This window comes from Phyllobacterium endophyticum (assembly GCF_003010935.1).
GTDB classification, from domain to species: domain Bacteria; phylum Pseudomonadota; class Alphaproteobacteria; order Rhizobiales; family Rhizobiaceae; genus Phyllobacterium; species Phyllobacterium endophyticum.
In genome coordinates this window covers 731,599-750,820 of sequence record NZ_PGGN01000003.1, presented here as the reverse complement: position 1 = coordinate 750,820, position 19,222 = coordinate 731,599, and the positions used below count along the sequence as shown (strand labels likewise).

Annotated in this window: 16 protein-coding genes and 2 pseudogenes; 7 read left to right on the top strand and 11 right to left on the bottom strand. The window is 56.8% G+C overall.

The genetic code is table 11. The features are described 5' to 3' along the window. Window positions 1–18 precede the first annotated feature (18 nt). Window positions 19–997: pseudogene (locus tag CU100_RS17715) on the top strand (zinc-dependent alcohol dehydrogenase family protein); the annotation flags it as partial. A gap of 118 nt (window positions 998–1,115) precedes the next feature. Here CU100_RS17715 and CU100_RS17710 read toward each other — a convergent pair. Both CU100_RS17710 and CU100_RS17705 read right to left on the bottom strand, forming a co-directional pair. Beyond that, window positions 1,116–1,406: a DUF1330 domain-containing protein gene (locus CU100_RS17710; protein WP_106718041.1), complete on the bottom strand. Its 291-nt coding sequence runs from the start codon at window positions 1,404–1,406 to the stop codon at window positions 1,116–1,118. A 54-nt stretch (window positions 1,407–1,460) separates the two neighbouring features. Then, window positions 1,461–2,471 (bottom strand): zinc-dependent alcohol dehydrogenase family protein, encoded by a 1,011-nt coding sequence (locus CU100_RS17705; protein WP_245419092.1) that lies wholly within the window; start codon window positions 2,469–2,471, stop codon window positions 1,461–1,463. 96 nt (window positions 2,472–2,567) lie between these two features. On the opposite strand from CU100_RS17705, the pseudogene CU100_RS27735 reads away from it, so the two are divergent. Next, window positions 2,568–2,747: pseudogene (locus tag CU100_RS27735) on the top strand (helix-turn-helix domain-containing protein); the annotation flags it as partial. Window positions 2,748–2,759: 12 nt separating this feature from the next. After that, window positions 2,760–3,530 (top strand): LysR substrate-binding domain-containing protein, encoded by a 771-nt coding sequence (locus CU100_RS17700; RefSeq protein ID WP_245419090.1) that lies wholly within the window; start codon window positions 2,760–2,762, stop codon window positions 3,528–3,530. Between the two features lie 216 nt (window positions 3,531–3,746). Here CU100_RS17700 and CU100_RS17695 read toward each other — a convergent pair whose 3' ends face one another. Both CU100_RS17695 and CU100_RS17690 read right to left on the bottom strand, forming a co-directional pair. Further along, the gene (locus CU100_RS17695; RefSeq protein ID WP_170113879.1) at window positions 3,747–4,121 is read right to left on the bottom strand and encodes a VOC family protein; all 375 of its coding nucleotides are present in this window, start codon (window positions 4,119–4,121) and stop codon (window positions 3,747–3,749) included. A gap of 25 nt (window positions 4,122–4,146) precedes the next feature. Beyond that, a complete protein-coding gene (locus CU100_RS17690; protein ID WP_210204107.1) occupies window positions 4,147–5,130 on the bottom strand; it encodes an aldo/keto reductase in 984 nt (327 codons plus the stop codon). A gap of 89 nt (window positions 5,131–5,219) precedes the next feature. On the opposite strand from CU100_RS17690, the gene CU100_RS17685 reads away from it, so the two are divergent. Next, window positions 5,220–5,621, top strand: coding sequence for a MerR family transcriptional regulator (locus CU100_RS17685; protein ID WP_106717868.1), 402 nt, complete (start codon window positions 5,220–5,222; stop codon window positions 5,619–5,621). 34 nt (window positions 5,622–5,655) lie between these two features. Here the strand turns inward: CU100_RS17685 and CU100_RS17680 are convergent, their stop codons facing one another. Then, window positions 5,656–6,150 carry an Lrp/AsnC family transcriptional regulator gene (locus CU100_RS17680; protein WP_106717867.1) on the bottom strand — a complete coding sequence of 165 codons (495 nt, stop codon included), beginning with the start codon at window positions 6,148–6,150 and terminating at the stop codon, window positions 5,656–5,658. Window positions 6,151–6,352: 202 nt separating this feature from the next. On the opposite strand from CU100_RS17680, the gene CU100_RS17675 reads away from it, so the two are divergent. The 3 genes from CU100_RS17675 (at window position 6,353) to CU100_RS17665 (ending at window position 11,191) form a co-directional block, all read left to right on the top strand. After that, a complete protein-coding gene (locus CU100_RS17675) occupies window positions 6,353–7,759 on the top strand; it encodes a flavin monoamine oxidase family protein (protein WP_106717866.1) in 1,407 nt (468 codons plus the stop codon). Window positions 7,760–8,076: 317 nt separating this feature from the next. Continuing rightward, window positions 8,077–9,429 (top strand): epoxide hydrolase family protein, encoded by a 1,353-nt coding sequence (locus CU100_RS17670; RefSeq protein ID WP_106717865.1) that lies wholly within the window; start codon window positions 8,077–8,079, stop codon window positions 9,427–9,429. Continuing rightward, on the top strand, window positions 9,401–11,191 hold the full coding sequence (locus CU100_RS17665; protein WP_106717864.1) for an adenylate/guanylate cyclase domain-containing protein: 1,791 nt from the start codon (window positions 9,401–9,403) through the stop codon (window positions 11,189–11,191). Before CU100_RS17670 ends, CU100_RS17665 begins: the two co-directional genes overlap by 29 nt. A 160-nt stretch (window positions 11,192–11,351) precedes the next feature. Here CU100_RS17665 and pepT read toward each other — a convergent pair whose 3' ends face one another. From pepT to CU100_RS17635, 6 genes are all read right to left on the bottom strand, one after another. Then, the gene (pepT, locus tag CU100_RS17660; RefSeq protein WP_106717863.1) at window positions 11,352–12,590 is read right to left on the bottom strand and encodes a peptidase T; all 1,239 of its coding nucleotides are present in this window, start codon (window positions 12,588–12,590) and stop codon (window positions 11,352–11,354) included. A gap of 50 nt (window positions 12,591–12,640) precedes the next feature. Beyond that, the gene (locus tag CU100_RS17655) at window positions 12,641–13,879 is read right to left on the bottom strand and encodes a CapA family protein (protein WP_106717862.1); all 1,239 of its coding nucleotides are present in this window, start codon (window positions 13,877–13,879) and stop codon (window positions 12,641–12,643) included. Between the two features lie 116 nt (window positions 13,880–13,995). Beyond that, window positions 13,996–15,633 carry a dipeptide ABC transporter ATP-binding protein gene (locus tag CU100_RS17650; RefSeq protein ID WP_106718039.1) on the bottom strand — a complete coding sequence of 546 codons (1,638 nt, stop codon included), beginning with the start codon at window positions 15,631–15,633 and terminating at the stop codon, window positions 13,996–13,998. Next, window positions 15,630–16,484, bottom strand: coding sequence for an ABC transporter permease (locus CU100_RS17645; protein ID WP_106718038.1), 855 nt, complete (start codon window positions 16,482–16,484; stop codon window positions 15,630–15,632). The genes CU100_RS17650 and CU100_RS17645 overlap by 4 nt, the downstream gene beginning before the upstream one ends. 49 nt (window positions 16,485–16,533) lie before the next feature. Then, a complete protein-coding gene (locus CU100_RS17640; protein WP_106717861.1) occupies window positions 16,534–17,511 on the bottom strand; it encodes an ABC transporter permease in 978 nt (325 codons plus the stop codon). 6 nt (window positions 17,512–17,517) lie between these two features. Beyond that, a complete protein-coding gene (locus tag CU100_RS17635) occupies window positions 17,518–19,119 on the bottom strand; it encodes an ABC transporter substrate-binding protein (RefSeq protein WP_106717860.1) in 1,602 nt (533 codons plus the stop codon). Window positions 19,120–19,222: the final 103 nt, after the last annotated feature.

The following is a 19,222-nucleotide window of genomic DNA, read 5'->3' as shown; positions in this document are numbered from 1 at the left end:
GACGGCATGAGAAAGGAAATGCAAGCAATGGTTCTCCATAAAACTGGAGAACCATTGCTTTTCGAAAAACGCGAAATTCCGCAGCCGGGCCCCGGCGAGCTGCTGATCGAAGTCGAGGCCTGCGCCGTGTGCCGTACAGACCTTCACGTGGTCGACGGCGATCTCAAAAATGCACGGTTGCCGCTCATCTCGAGGACACGAAGTAGTCGGGAAGGTCGTTGAAGTTGGAGAGGGCGTTATTGCAACACGTCTTGGGCAACGTGTCGGCGTACCATGGCTGGGACACACGTGCGGGCGATGCGATTATTGCAGGAGAGGGGCCGAGAACCTCTGCGACGCCCCTATATTCACTGGATACACTCGTGACGGCGGATTCGCTACGCACGTAATTGCCGACGATAGTTTCTCCATTGACCTTGATCCAGGTGCGGATGCGGTTTCTCTAGCACCGCTTTTATGTGCCGGGTTGATCGGTTTGCGTTCTCTCAAGAAGGCTGGCGAAGCCAGGAAAATCGGACTTTATGGTTTCGGTGCCGCAGCGCACATCATCGCGCAAATATGCAAGTGGCAAGGGCGGGAAGTCTATGCGTTTACCCGTAAAGGAGACTTGCAAGCACAAAGCTTTGCCAGAAAGCTGGGTGCTGCTTGGTCAGGTAGCTCGGACGAAAAACCGCCCGAGGAACTTGATGCCGCGATCATTTTCGCGCCGGCAGGCGATTTTGTACCAAGAGCATTACGAACCGTCCGCAAGGGTGGCCGTGTTGTTTGCGGTGGTATTCATATGAGCGATATTCCGAGCATGCCATATGCGGCAATCTGGGGCGAACGCGAGCTCGTTCCAGTCGCGAACCTGACACGAGAGGACACCAGGGAATTCTTTCCAATTGCGGCCGAGGCCGGAGTCCGGCCAACTACCAGTCGCTACTCATTGTACGAAGCCAATACCGCACTGAAGGATCTGCGGTCCGGAGGTTTGAGCGGAGCGGCGGTAATTATCCTCAGGGAATCAGCCGAGACGGAAATCATCTTTATCCTGCTCACATCCTGTACATCGTTAGCTGGCGGCGACGCGATCCAATCGTTGATTAGAGGTCTAAACAACGACCCCGAGATCTTTATTCCAGACCTTCGACAGCGAAAGCCCGGTACCGCGCGCCTCTATAGCGATGGTGCGCTGCCTGTTGATAACCAGTTCCGTTGTACCAACTCCGTAGAGCTTCAAAGCTGGGAAACTTCGCGATTGCCACTCCTTCAGGTATCGGTCCTTCAAGGACCTCTTGCCGGCCAAATGCAGCCAGGAACTGAACGACAATTCCCGCAGGGGTGGGAGCTGCCTTGGCCTTGTAGATGTCGAGTTCCGCCTGATCAAGGGTCTCTGCACGGATAAAAATAACATAGACGCTCATTTGATTTTCCCTTTTTGACAGCGCGTCAGCGTGGCTGCTGACGCGCTCTTCACGTCAGTGTCGGATGACGACCTTGCCAAAGACGTTACGGGCTGCAAAATGATCCCAGGCTGATTTCAGGTCCTCAAACTCGTAGACGTTGTCAATTACAGGCTTGATGGAATGTTGATCGAATACCCTCAGCATTTCTTCGAGGTCGAGCCGGTTGCCGACCACCGTTGGCCGCAGAGTGGCCTGGCTTTGAAAAAGGGACATGAAATCAATTCCGCCAGCGACGCCGGCGAGGACCCCTACAATGGAGATGTGACCGCCGAGAGCAACAGCTTTGAGCGACTCTGTGAGCGTCTCAGGACCGCCAACCTCAACGACGTGATCTACGCCCGAGCCGCCGCAGAGTTCTTTCACGGCAGCACCCCATTCCGGGGAGGCCTTGTAATCGATGACGTGATCGGCACCCAGACTCTTGAGCCTTTCGGCCTTTTCTCGGCTCGATGTGGTTGCAACAACCTTCGCACCGAACGCCTTCGCCAGTTGCAGAGCGAACAGCGAGACACCACCCGTGCCTTGCGTCAAGACCGTATCGCCGGCACGGACGCCCTTTACCGCCGACCATGCCGTCAAGGCCGCGCAAGGTAGCGACGCAGCTTCTTCAAAGGACAAATGTTCCGGAACGGCAACAACGGCTTCAGCATCTACGACTTTATATTCCGTCAGCCAGCCATCGTGGTGCGCGACCCATTGCTCGGTGTCTGCGGTATATTTTCCGCCAAAAAGATTAGGGAAAAAGTTCCCCAGGACTCTATCGCCTACAGCGAAGCGTTTCACCCCGTGTCCAACTTCGATGACCTCTCCGGCACCGTCGGAGAAGGGGACGCGTCCCACCGGAATTGGAAGGGGATACCAGCCGTTGGCGATGATGATGTCCCGGAAATTGATTGAGCTTGCTCTCACGCGGAGTAGGACTTGCCCATGAGCCGGCGATGGGATTGCCTCCTCTTTCAGCGTCACGCCCGAAGCTCCCCCGAGCTCTTCTAGACGATAGGTTCTCATTGAAGATTTTGTCATGGTGTCGTTCCTTCTTGTTCAAACAAAAAGGTAATCCGACTAGCATTGTTACATAATCCGGTTCAGTATGCACAGCGTGTGTAGCAGGGCTGAACAATGGATCGATCGACGTTTGACGGGATGGCCGTCTTTTTGGCAGTAGCCGAGTTGCATGGTTTTCGGGCTGCTGCAAAGCGGTTGGGGCTGACACCTTCGGCGATCAGTCAGTCGATCCGCACACTTGAAGAACGGGTTGGTGCCCCCCTGTTTCTGCGGACCACAAGGAGCGTCGGCTTGACGGAGGCCGGAATGCGGCTGCTGTCGCATGCCCGTCCGGCGATGGAGATGTTAACGACAGGCTTGGCGGCCGCGTCCGATCTTGGCGCCGAGATCGGAGGTCGCCTCCGCATCAACGCACCGCGCCCGAGCCTGCCGCTTCTAGTCAATCGTCTCTTGCCGGATTTCCTGGAAGAGTACCCGAAAGTGCAACTGGAACTGGTCGGCGACGATAGCTTGGCGGATATTGTCGAAGAGGGGTTCGATGCCGGCATACGCCTCGGAAATTATGTTCAGCTGGATATGATTTCCATCTGGCTGACCCCTCCAGAGCCGTTTATCATCATTGGTAGCCCGGATTTATTTGCTCGAAATGGAAGGCCAAGTCGTCCCGACCAATTGAAAGATTTCCGTTGCATTGAGCTGAAACTTGACAGTGACGCGGATAGCCAATGGCACATGCAAGAGGACGATGTTCCTGTGGCCGTTCAAATTCGTGGAGTTCTCGTCGCTAACGATGTCGATACATGCGTGCGAGCCGCCTTAAGAGGTGTTGGGTTGTTTCGACTACCACGATCGATCGTGATGCACCATCTCGTTGCGGGAGCGCTTGAAACCGTCCTTGACGAGTTTGCGACTGGTATTCCCGGCCTGTCGCTCTATTACCCAAGTCGCAGCCAGTCGCTCCCAAAGTTGCGAGCGTTCATAGACTTTGCAACGAAACGCATGCGCCGGGAATTCCAAAGTGAGGATTATATCGCCATGGGGAACCCTGCCGGGCAACAAACCAACACACGACCGTGACGTTTCGCGTTTCAGACGTCAGGTCACCCAATGTGTTACGATCTGAGAAGGGAGCGAATACCAGCGGCAATGCGATTACTAACAACTGGGGCTTCGGACCGTCCTCTGAGGCCTCACCTTTGAGACACTCCCGGAGCCAAGTCACGCGTTCACCATTGACTTTAGAATGCTCAACGCAGCGGCGAGCCTCTCGAGCCATGTCGTGGCAATTTACTGTTACTTTTTAGACCAGTTTCCTGCCGGGATGGGCCGATCCTCGACGATCTCGATAAGGAGGCCGTCGGGCCCACGGACGTAAAAGCTTGTATGCCCGTGTCGCGGATCGATCTGCAGTTCCTGAACAATCGGAACACCGGCGTTCTTTATTCGCGTCAAGGCGGAGCCCGCAGCCACATATGAGAAGGCGAGGTGGTTGATGACGCTTCCCTCGGTCGGGCGGAAGCCATCTTCTGGCCACAGCTCCTTTCCGGCAAACTGGTTGCCGTTGTCAGGCGTCGGGCGCGCGAAAATTACGATGTCGACATTGTCGACCCGGACAACGTTCAGGAGCACACCGAAGAACTCGACGGCGCGCTCGTGTTGCGGCTTCATTGTCGGCAACAGGTCAAGCGATCGACTACATATCGTCTGAGAAGACCGGTCTGATACCCTGAACGGCATCGCCTAGAGGCTCCAGCACCTTCAGTTCGTCGTCTGTCAGATGAACGTCGATAGCCGCCAGGTTTTCGTCGAGACGACTACGTTTGCGCGTCCCGGGAATTGGCACGACAGTGAGGCCGTGAACGGTTGCCCGACCGTGAACCCACGCCATGGCGATTTGAGCCGGCGTCACGCCACGTGCTTGCGCGAGGGTCGATATGACCGACACCAGTCTCGCGTTTGCATCAATATGCTCTCCGGCAAAGCGGGGGAAGACATTCCGGACGTCACCAGCTTCAAGAGCGGTCGCCTTCACGGTGCCCGTCAACATGCCGCGGCCAAGAGGAGAATAGGGGACGAAAGCGATGTTCAGCTCTGCGGCGGCGGGGACAACGCTTTCCTCGACGTCACGGGAAAAGAGTGACCATTCCGATTCGAGGGCCGCGATGGGATGGATGCTGTTAGCGAGGCGAAGCTCTTCGCCCGTAACTTCCGAAAGCCCTATATATCGGACTTTACCGGAAGCGACCAAGTCGGCCATCGCGCCGACGGAATCTTCGAGCGGGACCTTACGATTGCGGCGGTGCATGTAGTAGATGTCGATCGTCTCGATGCCGAGGCGACGAAGAGAAGCTTCGGCTGCCTGAAATATATACTCAGGCCGGTTGTCGATGAAGTAGCCCTTCGCGGGATCATCATGGGGAAAAAAACCGAACTTCGTCGCCAGGACTACCCTGTCCCGATTGGCGCGAACGAACGGACCGAGAAACGTTTCGTTCGCACCATTGCCGTACATGTCGGCAGTATCGATAAGGGTTACACCACGATCAAGAGCGTGGTTGAGAGTGGCCATGCTTTCGGACTCATCTGTTGCACCGTAAATATCGGTGGCCATGGCCATGGCGCCGAGACCCTGCGCCCCTACGGTGGGGCCGTTCATCCCAAGTTTAACTGCTCGAATTTGTGTTTTGCTTGTCATCTCTGACCTCCTGATGTTGACAAGCAGGGTTTATAAGTATGGAGTATAGTCCATAGTCAAGAGGGTTTTTCATGCTGATCTCAAGTTTCGCGAAAGCGACCGAAATGACCACTGATACCGTGCGCTTTTACGTCAGGCTTGGTCTCTTGAAACCCGAAACGACAAGCAAGGGCGGCAGACATCCCTATATGATTTTTTCCGAGAAAGACCTCGATCGAGCTATGAAAATCTCGATCCTGCAATCTCTTGGCTATGCGTTGCGAGAAATTGCGCCCTTGCTTGAGCAAGATGCAGCCGGCATTCTGACTCCAGAGCGGTCGAAGGAGTTGCTTGCAGAGCAACTCGCCAAACTTGTCGACAAACGTGACCATCTGGATCGAATGATCGCCTATGTCGAGAGCAAGATTGAATCTCTTAATGATGTCAATCTGCAACCCCCAGACTTTCGAGACTATGTCGGACAACGAAAATAAGGCTGCAGGTCTTTTCCGCTTTGATCGAGATAAATCATCTGTTCCGTACCCTATCTAAGGGCAATGCTCGACCAGCGGAGTAACTACGCATGGCGAAACCTGATCGAATATCCCGAACGGTCGCCAGAGAAAGCAGCTGCCGCAGTACGGTTGCTTCGTATGTGGCCATGTCGGGAACGACGACCTCGACCAGAAAATCGACATCGCCTGAAACAAGATGACACGCTATGACCTCGGGCATGGCGAGGACCGCCTCCACAAACGCGTCAGCCTGGTCTTGTGCATGACGCTCGACGCGCACACCAGCGAAGACCGTAAGCCCAAGCCCCACCGCCTGGCGGCTTAGGACAGCACGATAGCCTTCAATAACACCTGCGTCCTCCAGCAACTTTACGCGCCGGGAGCACGGCGACGGCGAAAGTCCGACGCGATCGGCAAGGGTGATGTTGGGTAGACGCGCGTCAGTCTGGAGCTCGAGCAGAATCTTGAGGTCAATCGCATCCAAGGCAAAATTGGTGTTATTGCTCATTTTCGATCCAATAAATTCGTATTTCTGCCAATTTAGGCCATCCTTACGCGCGTCTTTAGCACCATCGTTATGCAACTATCCGCTACAAAAATCAACGTGGCCCACGGCGGCCGCGACTGCCAATAGGCTCAACATCGGCGAGGACACCGCAGTGATTCCAAGCCAGCCAAGCGCGCTCAACCATCGTAAGTGAGGACGACCCATGTCTATTTTGCCGCCGAGGCTTCCTCGGACCGATCACCCTAAGAAGATCATCATTGCTGGCGCTGGCATGAGTGGTTTGATTGCTGCTCTTGAACTCGAGCGCGCCGGCCACGACGTCACGATCATTGAAGCCCGCGATCGCGTCGGCGGCCGTGTGTATACACAGCGGGGAAGCGATGGCATGCCCATTGCCGAGGCGGGGGCAGGTAGAATACCCCGTTCTCACCGATGGGCCTTTAACTACATCGAGCAAATGGGCCTGACCGTTCATCCACTATATCCTAGTGGCCTGCGACCTGCGGCGCTAATAAATGGAAAGCGTTGGCCCATCGATCCAGACCTCGACCTTGCAACAACGGTCTCGTTGCCGGACAACGAGCGTGCACTTGGGTATGAAGGCCTCGTCAAGACATACCTCCTCGACAATGTGGAGCGGCTGCTTGCCGCCAAAGTGATCGACACGCCCTCATGGCCTCCTCATGACATGGCGGACCTGGATCGCTTCAACATTATAGACCATCTCCGCGAGCTCGGCGTATCACGCGAGGCCATCAAGCTTCTGACGCTCGGAGCGTTCCCGACGGCGATTTCGCCCCTTATGCTGTCCCGGGTTTTGGCGCACTACGACCGCAACAGCCTGTCGATCATAGACGGTGGCAATGATAGCCTCCCAAGGGCAGTCGCGGCGCGTCTCCGCTCAACGATTGTGCTGGACGCTCCGATCAGGGCGGTGAGGCAGTATCCCGATCGGGTAGAGGTCACCTTTAGCAGTGAAGATAAAACGGTCATGTTGGTGGCCGATGCGTTGATATGTACCATTCCATATTCTGTTCTCACGAACGTGACGTTCGATCCGCCACTGAGCCCGGAGAAACAACAGATCGTCGCCGAAATGCGCTATATCAACGCCTCAAAAGTCGCCTTTCGCACAAGCTTTCGATTTTGGGAGGCTGAACACTTCAGCGGATTTGCCCAACTTGATACCGGAGCCGAAGTCTGGAGCCCGCAGTGGCCGAGCAACGGCGAGAAAGGCGTGCTCCAGTTCTATCAGCAGGGAGACCGTGCCCTGGAGATGGATAGCATGAGCGAGACAGAAAAGACGCGGTGGGCGATAGAGCGCATCGAGGAGGTCTTCCCCGGCGCTGAACGGCATATCGAAGAAACTGTCAGTTACTCTTGGCAGCTCGATCCCTGGGCGAAAGGCGCCTATGGTATTGCGCGGGCCGGTGATCTGACCAGATGGAAAGGCAGGATTGCTGTGCCGGAAGGCCGTGTGCATTTCGCAGGCGAGCACACGTCGGAGTATGCCGCGTGGATCGAAGGCGCTGTGCGGTCGGGCCATCGGGCGGCGAGCGAAGTCAACGATGCAGCCGATCACCTCCCGTACACGGGCGCGCAAAAATAGTTCGACAGGTCTTTAGACAAACACGGCTGCTCTCGGCCCCGCCGGGACCAAGTTGGCAAGCGGAAACGCTATCCGCTCAGGCCGGGCTGAATGATAGCCGCGCTCTACATAAATCCATGATCAACCATCTGAATTTCAGCATTTTTCAGGTTCGCTAACATTGCTTAAGTCGACTGAAGAAGCACCGCAGCCTACGGTCGCAGTACAGTGTAAAGGCCGATCCTAGTGCCCCAACTCCACGAGCCTTTACAAAACATTGGTCAAAATGGCCAAGCCGTTGACAGTCGTTGTCGACGCAACCGAACAGGGAGCAAAAAATGCGTACGCGACTTGATGACGACAATATCGATCCGAACCGCCGTTGGCTCCTGGGAGCAGGTGCGATTGGCATGGCAATTGCGGGTGCTGTTAGCTTCGTCCCGTATTCCACCCATGCAGCCACGACAGACAAAATCCGCCCGTTCCGCGTCAATGTTCCGGAAGAGAAGCTCCGCGAACTTCGCCGGCGCGTTGCCACGACACAGTGGCCTGACAAGGAGACAGTCGCAGATCAGTCGCAGGGCGTCCAACTGGGGACGATGCGGGAGCTCGCGCAATACTGGGCTACGGATTACGATTGGCGCAATTGCGAAACAAAATTGAACGCACTGCCACAGTTCATAACAGAGATCGATGGGCTAGACATTCATTTCATCCACGTGCGCTCGAAGAACCCCAATGCCCTACCGATGGTCATCTCGCACGGGTGGCCAGGCTCGGTGCTTGAGCAGATCAAGCTCATTGGACCGCTGACCGATCCCACTCAACACGGCGGCGGGGTAGAAGACTCTTTTGACGTCGTCATTCCTTCAATGCCCGGTTACGGTTTCTCCGGAAAGCCTACGAGCACCGGCTGGGGGCCGGAGCGCATGGCCCGTGCCTGGGCAGAATTGATGAAACGCCTCGGTTACACGCGTTACGTTGCCCAAGGAGGGGACTGGGGTGCATTCGTCGTTGATCAAATGGGCTTGCAAGCACCTGCGGGACTACTGGCAATTCACACAAACATGCCCGCCACCGTTCCAAAAGATGTCGACAAGGCCCTGCTGGCCGGCGGTCCTGCTCCATCGGGTCTCACAACTGACGAGCGGCGCGCATATGAGCAATTGGTGAGAACTTTCAAGCAGGTTGATTACGCGCGGTTGATGGGCTCACGACCGCAAACCTTATATGGTATCGCGGACTCGCCGGTGGGCCTTGCGGCCTGGCTTCTCGATCACAATGACGCTGACGGTCAACCGGCGGCTGCGGTCGCCTCGGCGCTGAACAGGATCACGAGCAGCACAGGCGAACTCACTCGCGACGAGATTCTCGATAACATCACGCTTTATTGGCTGACAAATACCGGGGTTTCGGCATCTCGCCTTTACTGGGAATACAAAGGCGGTTTTTTCAACGCGAAGGGCGTTACCATCCCGGTAGCAGTTACAGTATTTCCGGGCGAACAGTATGAAGCCCCGCGTAGCTGGACCGAGCAGGCATATCCCAAGCTCATCTATTATAACCGTGCGGAGAAGGGCGGTCACTTTGCTGCATGGGAACAGCCGATGATTTTTACCAGAGAACTAAGGGCAGCGTTTTCACAAGTGCGCCAGCCAACGAATGGAGAAGGACGAACAGGGGACCTTTGAGCGTTTGCGCTCGGGACGCAAGGAACTTTTCGAGCCCGAAATCGCCCGCCATCATGGCCGCATCTTCAAGCTGATGGGAGATGGTCTCCTGGCTGAGTTCGGCAGCGTCGTTGATGCCGTCGAATGCGCGGTGAGCCTGCAGCGAGGCCTGGCGGAACGCAACGTTAACATTTCCGAAGATCGACGCATTAAGGTACGCATCGGCATCAATCTCGGCGAAGTGATTGTTGAGGGAGATGACTGTTACGGCGACGGCGTCAACATAGCCGCGCGGCTCGAACAGCTGGCCGATCCCGGCGGCATCTGCGTGTCGGCCAAGGTGGCGCGTGAGGTCGAAAAGACACTTTCCTTCGGCTTCGAGGAAATGGGGGAGCAGAAGGTCAAGAACATTACTGAGCCGATACAAACCTTCAGGGTCAAGTTCGATGGAATTCCTCTACCGCTCAGACGCAGTGGCAAAAAGATAAAATTTTGGCCGGCCGCGATGGGCAGTCTCTTTGCCCTGATGATTGCGGGAGGCGGTGCGTGGTACGCTCTGCAGCCTCCAAAAGCCCACGCAAGCGAACCGTCCATCGCGGTCTTGCCGTTTGCCAATATGAGCGGTGATCCGGCCCAGAACTATTTCGGCGCTGGCATCGCAGAAGACATCATCACGATGCTTTCGTCATTTCCAAGCTTGCGCGTCGTCTCGCGCACCTCGAGTTTCGTTTACGATAAGCCTGTGAAAGTGCAACAGGTCGGGGATGACCTGAAAGTCAACTACGTGATTGAAGGAAGCGTCAGAAGAGCGGGAGACAAGGTGCGGGTCACCGCTCAATTGATCAATGCATCCACAGGCGAGCATGTTTGGGCGAACCGTTACGACGAAGAAAGCGGTGACGTTGCGGCGTTGCAGAACAACGTTGCCAACAAGATATACGACACGTTGGCGGGGTTGAGTGGCAAAATCCGTAAGCAGGAAGAGGCGGATGCGTGGACCAAGTCCGCTCCAAGTCTGGAAGAATACGACTACTATCTTCGCGGCCATCAATTGTTCTTTCAGATCACTAAGGAAGGCAACGAAAAGGCGCGTGCAGTCTGGCAGGAGGGACTAAACAAATTTCCGGACTCGACACTGTTACGAACCAAGATAGCATTCACTTACATTCGCGACGTTTATTGGGAGAGTACGGACGATCCATGGGGCGTGACTGAAAAGGCATGGAAGCTTGGCACGGAGGCTCAGGCCACTGAACACAAATCTCGCCTAGAAACTTTGTTGTCACACTGGGTAATGGTGCCTTTGTATCAGTTGCATGAAGGTGATTTCGAACGCTCCGTTGTAGAGGCTATGACTGCTGGCGATCTCGTTCCGTATGATGCCTTCGCCCGCACTGACCTGGGATCATATTTGGTCAACGCTGGGAAATACGACCTGGCCCTACAATGGCTGGAGGACTCCATTCGACGCGACCCAACTCCTCAGGACTTTGCTTACGGAGCCTTGGGAATTGCCTATTATTTCGCCGATCGTCCATCGGATTCACTGACTGCTTTGAAGAAAATGAAAGAACCTTGGAAAACGAGTTTGGCTGTAGCCTACGTTCGCCTTGGAATGCTGGAGGAGGCACGTGCCATAATGGCGACCTTTCGCAAAGACAACCCGAACTGGACCATCGAAAAGGAAGCACTGTGGCCGACAACCAAGAAACCCCAGTACGCGGAACCATTCCTCAAGACATACTTAGCTGATCTCACGGTGGCGGGATTGCCCATGAAATAGCGAGGCCATGAGCGGCTGCGTGTGGTCACTTCCTGCAGGTGTTCTCGCTCGGTGCTTCGAAAATCGCATAACGCCTCCACTGGAACCCACCCAAGAAAACCGCATTGTGTGGGTCTGCGGATCGGCTCCATTCAAGCTTATCTCATTTTCCCGTCCTTGATCATCGAGGAATAGGTTCATTCGCGGCCAGCCGGCAGATAGTCAAAGCGACGTTGAACGATGCCTCGAAAGCCCGAACCGGAAGGAATTCGAAACGCGAATGGAAATTATAGGCGCCGGTGAAGAAGTTCGGTGTGGGCAGGCCTCGGCCTGACAGCGCCGATCCGTCGGTTCCACCGCGCATGGCAATCAGCTTCGGCTGGATTTTCAAACTTTCCAGCGCCGAAACAAGCAAGTTTGCCGGGCGACTGTTGCCGCCAAGGTAATCATTGATGTTGTGATATTGATCTTTGACCGCACAAGTTACCTTTCCTGCCGGATAAAGGGCTCCGATGGCTCGGACGGACTCCGCGATCTTCCGCTTTCGACCCTCGAAGGCGGCTTTGTCGAAATCGCGGATCATCGCTGTGAGGCGCGCCTCCGTATCATTGGCGATTAGGTCTTTGAACCAGATATAACCTTCCCGCCCGGCCGTTCGCTCGGGTGTTTCGGAGCGGTCAAAACGGGCGATGAAATCCATTGCCATCAAAAGCGGGTTGACCATGAAGCCCTTGGCCGACATCGGATGGGCGCTGACGCCGGTGAACACGATCTCTCCCCGCGCTGCGTTGAAGGTTTCGAACACGACTTCGCCTTGTTCACAACAATCGATCGTATAGGCGAAGTCGCAGGGAAAACGGGCAAGATCGAGCGCCTTTGCGCCACGCAGCCCGATCTCCTCGTCAGGAACGAAGGCGATGTAGATGTCGCCGTGTGGACCTGCCGCCTCAAGCCTGTTGAGCAAGGTCATGATGACGGCGATCGCCGCCTTGTTGTCGGCTCCGAGCACGCTTGTTCCGTCGCCGAAGATGATGTCCTCACCTTCCCAGCCGCGAATCTCCGCATGCTCGTCTACCCGAAGCCAGATATCCCTGTCCCTGTTGAGACAGAGGTCTGCTCCCTCGAAACGAAGGATCTGTGGCCGGATGACTGGCGACAGGCCGACATCGACGGTATCAAGATGCGCGATGAAACCGATGCGCGGCGCGTCCGGAACCGAGCCATGCTTCACCGCCACCACGGTGGCATGATCGTCGATCGTGACGTCCGCAAGGCCGAGAGCCTTCAACTCATCGTGCAGAAGCGCTGCGAGACGGGCCTGCCCCGGCGTCGAGGGCAGGGTGGAGGACTTCGCGTCGCTTTGGCTTTCGATGGCGAGATAGCGGAAGAACCGCTCAATCAGTTCGTCGCGAAGATCCATGATTAACCCGTCCCTGGCAGTTGTCCGAACGAAATATCCGAGAGGATAAACTAGCTTGTTCTCAGGATGCCGACGCCATCGGTAATCTCTATTCTCGATCCAAGTTTTTCCGATTGGGCTGCAAGTCTTTGCAATATACGATCGGCGCTGGCGCCGACTGCAAGGTGCGGCACAAGGCGCCGTTCCACGACCGGATCCTCCAGGGCTTCCTCGCCGCCGATCAGGACGGGATAGAGCTTCATGCCGGTCAGGCGATTGTCGGAACTGAAGGCGCAGAGGCCGACAACGCTCTCCCAGACTTCCCTGCGTCTCCAGGTCGCGACTTCCGACCGCGTATGGAAGATGAAATTACCCAAGCTGTAAAAGATTGGCCGCTCGCTATAGATCTCGATCGGCTGCAGCACCGGTGCACCATGGCTAACAAACATCGAGGCGCCGGCGTCGATGCACTTCCGCGCGAAAGCTCCGACCCAATCAGGAACCTGCAGCCAGTCCGATGCCCAGTGGTGGTGGTGGAGATAGGCGACTACCAGACGTCCGGCATTTGCCGCAGCGGAAATTGCTTCGAGATTTCGGGCGAAGTCCCTTTCGTCGATCCTGACCGTTTTTCCAAAGCGATCGGATCGACGAAATATAGCGCCTGCGATACCGATCTCGGTTTGGGGATCGACGGTGGGTGTGTCGTTCGGCTGGGTGTCGTTGGCAAGGTCCACAGCGGTGTATCCGATCCTGTCCCTGATTATGCTCAGTTGCTGAAAGGCCTCGGTGTCGACATCGAGGATCTGGGATATTTTGATGCGGTTGACACCGGGACGCTCTGGCCGGCTATCTCCCGCGTCAGCGGCGTACATGAAATCTGGCCCAGGTCCGCCGTCCATGGCAACAAAAGCGACGCTGCGACCGTCAATCTCACCTATGCCGGGTTTTGCCGCATCGGTGACATTCCTGCCGATACCGGCATGCAGGAAGCCGCGCCGCGTAGCTTCGTCAAGAGTCGAAAGCACGCCGGAGGGTCCAAGATCGAAAGCATGATTATTCGAAAGAGACAGTGCCCGGAACCCGATGTCGGTCAGTGCATCAAGCATTTCCGGCTTGCTGCTTCCAAAAAAGGATCCCTTGAGGGGCCAGCCGCCATGGCTTCCGATAACGGTGCTTTCAAAGTTGGTGAAAGCCAGATCGGCAGTCTTAATCAGACGCTTCACCTCCTCGAAGGCCGGCGCGCTTGCCTGTCTGGTATCGCGCTTGATGAGCGATTGGCCAGCGACGGCCAGTACAAAGTCATTTTTCATCGTAAATCCTCGTTTCGCTTGGCATGTATGCGGTTTGGCAAACCTGTCTTGAGGGCGCGGGTCTCCACTGAGCCGGCGACATGCCGCCGGCACTTCTGCTCTCTCTGATCAGGCTTTCAATGCGTAAAAATCTTCGGCCGGGCGTCGATCAGGCGCCGCGTATAGGCGTTCTCAGACCGCCCGAAGATAAAGTCTGACGGCCCGAAATCCTCCATCCGGCCGTCCTTCATGATGCCGACTGCGTCGCAGATGCCCTGGACGATCGCCAGGTCGTGCGAGATGAAGACCATCGAAAGACCGCTTTCCGTAACCGTTTGCTTGAGAAGCGAAACGATCTCTGCCTGGACGGAGACATCCAGGGCCGATGTCGGCTCGTCCGCGACGATTAGTGCGGGTCGAGCCAGGAGCGCCCGGGCGATGCACACCCGTTGCTTCTGGCCACCGGAAAGCTGGTGCGGGTAACGCGACAGCAGTGTACGCGCAAGCCCCATCCTGTCGGTCATCCTGGTGATCTCGTCGGGGTTGCGGGGACCTTCCTTCCTTGCAGTAAATCGCAGGCATTCGCGAAGTGTCTCTGCGACCGTCATCCGCGGATTGAGCGAGAGGGCAGGGTCCTGGAAGATCATCTGGACATGGCCAAGCAATCCTTCGTCTCCGCTTCGGGAGATGTCGCGCGCCCTGCCATCGAGTGTGACCTTGCCGGAGTCGCCTTTTTCGAGCCCGGCCAGTATCCTGCCGATCGTCGTCTTGCCGCTGCCGCTCTCGCCCACGATACCGAGCACGCTCCCGCGCGGGACACGCAGGCTTACATTCTTCAGCGCGAACTTGGCTGAGGGCTTGCCGAGAAGGCCGCGAATGTTGCCGCCGCCGAAGCTGCGAGACAGGTTTTCTACGACGAGGATTGGCGCAGGTTCCTCGGGCTGGCTGTGAGCCGCCGATGGCGACAAATGCAGGCGGGGCACTGCGGAAAGCAGCTGCTGCGTATAGAGCTCCTTCGGGTTTTCCAGAACGGTCGATGTGGCATCCTGCTCCACGATTTCGCCGTCCTTCATCACCACAACTTTGTCCGCGATCGCGGCGACAACGCCCATGTCATGGGTGATGAGAATAAGCGAAAGACCGATGGTATCGACCAGGTTCCGCAATATGTCGAGGATCTGTTTCTGCACCGTTGCGTCGAGCGCCGAGGTCGGCTCGTCAGCGACGATGATCGACGGCGAACCCGCAAGCGCTATGGCAATGACGACACGCTGCCGCTGCCCGCCCGACAATTGATGAGGGTAGCTGTCGTGGCGCCCGGCGGGATCCGCGATGCCGACCCATCCAAGCAGTTCGATGGTGCGGCGACGGATCTCGGATCGCGGCAGGCCGGGATGGATTGCCGATATCGTTTCTCCGAGCTGGTTTCCGACTGTCATCAATGGATCGAGCGAAGAAGTATGATCCTGGAAGATGCTTGCGATCGTCTTTCCCCTCAATTTCCGGCGCTCCCTGTCGCTAAGGGTTTCGAGCGCGACACCGTCTAGCCGGATCGTGCCGAAGGATTGTTCGAAGGATTTTCCGACGAGGCCGATGACGGCATTGCCGATGGTCGACTTGCCCGCACCGGATTCGCCGATGATGCCGAGCACTTCGCCGCGGCCGAGGGTGAAGCTTACATTTTGCACGATTGTCGTCTGGCCGCCCCTGCCGTTGTGCCGGAGAGTAAGGTCGCGCACTTCGAGAAGCGGAGTTGTGGTGGTCGAAGCGCTCATATCGATCTGCTCCTCGGGTCCCATATACGGCGCATATCCTCGCCAACGAAATTGATTGTTGCTATGAGCCCGAACAGCGCGAAGCCGGGAAAAAGGCTGATCCAGTACTGTCCGGTCATGAGGTATTGGAAGCCGTTGGCGACGGTGGAGCCAAGCGACGGCTGGTCGAGCGGGACGCCAAGTCCCAAAAAGGAGAGCGTCGCCTCCAGCGCCACCGCATGCCCGATCTCGATGGGCAAAAGCGTCATCGCGGGCGCGATGCTGTTCGGCAGCAGATGCCGGAAGATGATCCTGATCCTGGGCAACGGCATGGTCCGGACAGCGTCGATATAGGATTTGCCCGCTTCGCTGAGGGCGACGCTGCGCGCCACGCGGGCATAAGTCGCCCACTGAACGATGATGAGTGCGAGGATGATCCGATCGATGCCCGGTCCGAGCGTGACGATTGCGATCAGCGCCACAAGCATTGTTGGCAAACTGAGCTGCAGATCGACCACCCGCATGATCAGGGCGTCGACCCATCTGCCAAAATAGGCGGCGCTCACGCCGGCGGTCAGGCCGATGACGGCGGCGGCAAGCGCGCTGACGATCGAGACCAGCAGGCTGATCCTGAGCCCGTACATGATGGAACTGGCGATATCCCGGCCAAGACCATCGGTGCCAAGAAGATAGTTGAAGCCGCCCGAGCCCTCGGTGCCGGGAGGCAAGGAAGCTTCCCAGCCGTAGACCTGCAGTGGATCGTAAGGGTTCTGGTGGGCGATCAGCGGAGCGGCAAGTGCGACTGCCACATAGCACGCCAGCACGATGTTGGGCATCGTGAGGAATTGCCGATAGGACGCGCGATCCGGCATCTTGAAACCTGTCGGTTTGAAAGTCGAAATCTTCACCGTGCTACCTCGCTCAAGTGGAAATCCGCACGCGCGGGTCGAGCACGACATAGACAAGATCTACCAGCGTGTTCAGCGCCACGAAGGCGATGGCCGTGAAGGTAAGCGTCGCCATCACGACCGGGCGATCCAAGAGCTGAATGGAATCGATCAGCAGCTTGCCGACGCCGGGCCAGGCGAAGATCGATTCGACAACGACCGCAAACGCCAGCATGCCGCCAAACTGGAGCCCGACAATGGTGACGATCGGCAGGCTAATGTTCGGCAATGTATGATGGAACAGTATCCTTCGCCTTGACAGCCCCTTGGCGACGCAGAAGCGGGTGAACTCCATTCGTTCGACTTCGACCGTGCCGGCGCGTGCAAGGCGGGCAATCAAGGCGATGTTGGGAATGGCGAGCGCCAGGACTGGCAGAACGAGATGCCTCAGTCCATCGCTCGTCAGGAAACTCCAGTCGAAGCCGAGCAGGTTCGCAGTTAGACCGCGACCTCCCGGAGGGAACCAGCCGGTCATGACGGCGCCAACAAGAATGAGCATCATACTCAGCCAGAACGAGGGCACACTCAGCGCATAGACGCTCGACGTGACAATCACACGATCGAGGGGGCTTCCGGGGCGGGTACCTGCCAGCACCCCGAGCCCTAGGCCGAGGACCGTCGCGACGAGCATCGCAAAAAGCGCCAGCTCGAAGGTCGCCGACAGCTTGTCGAGAACCAGTCCGAAGGCCGGCTGATGGTAGATATAGGACGTGCCGAACGTGCCGGTCGCAACGTTTTGGACAAAGACCAAATATTGACGCCATACCGGCTGGTCGAGACCGAGCAGGATAGTTGCCCGCCGGATTTCCTCTGGCGTTGCTGTCTCTATGTTGACCACATTGTAGACCGGATTGCCGACGCTGTGGATGCCGATGAACCCGACCAGCGACATGACGAAGATGAGAAGGAAAGCTTGTGAAAGCCTCCCTGTAATGACGGAAAGGAGAGCCATCGGCGATCACTTGGCTTCTGTTGAGGGGGCAGCCTGCATGGCAGTGGTCCAGCCCCGCGGATGCATGGTATAGGTAGCCACCTTCTTGCCATAACCAAAGACATGGTCGAAATGATAAAGCGGAATGATTGGCTGGTCACGCAAAACGAATTCCGTTGCAGTCGCGATTGCCCCGTATCGTTCGGGACCAACCTCAATGCCTTGTGCCTTGCCAAGCATCTCGTCGAAGGCCGGGTTGGAGTATTTGCCGTAATTCAGTGAGCCCCTGTCGCCCTGGGAATTTGCCGTGCCAAGTAACGCGCTGACCAGGATATCAGCCGATTCTCCGGACCCTCCACCGTACCAGATGCCGTATTCACCCGCTGCCCGCTTGGTATTGAAGACGGAGAACGGAACCGCAAGCGGCTGTACGCCGACGCCTATGCGCGCCCAGCTCTGTGCGATCGCTTGCAGCGACTCCAAGTCGCCCGGATAACGTCCAGCCGGCCCGGCAAGAACGACATTGAAGCCGTTTGGATAACCTGCTTCGGCAAGGAGTGCCTTAGCCTCCGGATAGCGAGGGGGCTCGGTTACAAGGTTTGCAGATGTCCCAGGCAGGCCGTTTGGAAAGACCTGTGCCGCCGCAGTTCCGAACCCGGACAGGATCTTGTCGACGATCACGTTGCGGTCAACAGCCATGGCAAGCGCGCGTCTTACCTTGACATCGCGAAACGGGTTGGGAATGGACTTGCCAGCCTTATCGGTGACACCGGGTGCTTGGTCGTTCGCGACATCGAACTGCACGAAGTTCAAACGGGCCGCACTAATATTGGCAACTGTGGCCCCACGCTGCTTCAGCGACGGGACATCTCGTGCAGGTATGAAGTCGGCAATGTCAACGTCGCCGGTCGAAAGTGCTGCCACACGCGCCGCCGGATTTTCGATGATGCGAAACGTCACGTCCGACCAAGATGGGCGTCCACCCCAATAGTCGTCGTTTCTGACGACTTCGAAGCTTTCGCCAGATCGCCAGTTCTTGAATGTGTAAGGTCCGGTGCCATTGGGGGGAGGAGTGCCGCCGTTCAATTGTTCCGTTGTCAGAAAACCGGAAGCTTGCTTCGAGACGATGAAAATCGATGACAGAAAGAGAGGCAGAGACGGAAGGCTGCCGTTGGTCTCGAAGGTAACGGTAAGCGCGTCCGGCGCAGAAACACTCTTGATGCCTTTCACATAGGATTGGTAACCGCCGCTAGGAGGCTTCAGGAGGTTCTGAATCCGGTCGATGGAATGGACAACGTCTGCAGATGTAAACGCCGCGCCATTGTGAAACTTGACGTTCTCACGGAGCTTAAACTCCCACCGTGTCTCCGATAAACGTCGCCATGATGTCGCAAGGCTTGGCTTCATCTCGAGCTTCTCGTCCTGGTAGACGAGCCGCTCGTAGATCTGCGACAGGAGCGAATTGGTTTCGTTGAGGTTGGCGAAATGAGGGTCGAGCGTCATCAGCTTGTAGGACGTGGCGATGCGCAGCTCCTGCGCAACAACATCAGCCGGTGCCACACTGAAAAGCCCCATTAATATCGCACCGGCGCCGAAAGCGATTGGACGCACATGTTTTCCGATTTTCATTTAGGATCCCCTTATTATTGTGTGAAGCCTTGAGAGGGCCGCGCTGAACCAACGCGAAGCGCTGCCGAAAAGCCTGAGCGCTAACATTGAGAAAACAGCGAGA

Excerpts from the sequence above, each read along its gene's own strand:
- CU100_RS17710 (WP_106718041.1), bottom strand. The coding sequence starts at position 1,406 with ATGAGCGTCTATGTTATTTTTATCCGTGCAGAGACCCTTGATCAGGCG.
- CU100_RS17705 (WP_245419092.1), bottom strand. The coding sequence starts at position 2,471 with ATGACAAAATCTTCAATGAGAACCTATCGTCTAGAAGAGCTCGGGGGA.
- CU100_RS17700 (WP_245419090.1), top strand. The coding sequence starts at position 2,760 with ATGCGGCTGCTGTCGCATGCCCGTCCGGCGATGGAGATGTTAACGACA.
- CU100_RS17695 (WP_170113879.1), bottom strand. The coding sequence starts at position 4,121 with ATGAAGCCGCAACACGAGCGCGCCGTCGAGTTCTTCGGTGTGCTCCTG.
- CU100_RS17685 (WP_106717868.1), top strand. The coding sequence starts at position 5,220 with ATGCTGATCTCAAGTTTCGCGAAAGCGACCGAAATGACCACTGATACC.
- CU100_RS17680 (WP_106717867.1), bottom strand. The coding sequence starts at position 6,150 with ATGAGCAATAACACCAATTTTGCCTTGGATGCGATTGACCTCAAGATT.
- CU100_RS17675 (WP_106717866.1), top strand. The coding sequence starts at position 6,353 with ATGTCTATTTTGCCGCCGAGGCTTCCTCGGACCGATCACCCTAAGAAG.
- CU100_RS17670 (WP_106717865.1), top strand. The coding sequence starts at position 8,077 with ATGCGTACGCGACTTGATGACGACAATATCGATCCGAACCGCCGTTGG.
- CU100_RS17665 (WP_106717864.1), top strand. The coding sequence starts at position 9,401 with ATGGAGAAGGACGAACAGGGGACCTTTGAGCGTTTGCGCTCGGGACGC.
- pepT (WP_106717863.1), bottom strand. The coding sequence starts at position 12,590 with ATGGATCTTCGCGACGAACTGATTGAGCGGTTCTTCCGCTATCTCGCC.
- CU100_RS17655 (WP_106717862.1), bottom strand. The coding sequence starts at position 13,879 with ATGAAAAATGACTTTGTACTGGCCGTCGCTGGCCAATCGCTCATCAAG.
- CU100_RS17650 (WP_106718039.1), bottom strand. The coding sequence starts at position 15,633 with ATGAGCGCTTCGACCACCACAACTCCGCTTCTCGAAGTGCGCGACCTT.
- CU100_RS17645 (WP_106718038.1), bottom strand. The coding sequence starts at position 16,484 with ATGCCGGATCGCGCGTCCTATCGGCAATTCCTCACGATGCCCAACATC.
- CU100_RS17640 (WP_106717861.1), bottom strand. The coding sequence starts at position 17,511 with ATGGCTCTCCTTTCCGTCATTACAGGGAGGCTTTCACAAGCTTTCCTT.
- CU100_RS17635 (WP_106717860.1), bottom strand. The coding sequence starts at position 19,119 with ATGAAAATCGGAAAACATGTGCGTCCAATCGCTTTCGGCGCCGGTGCG.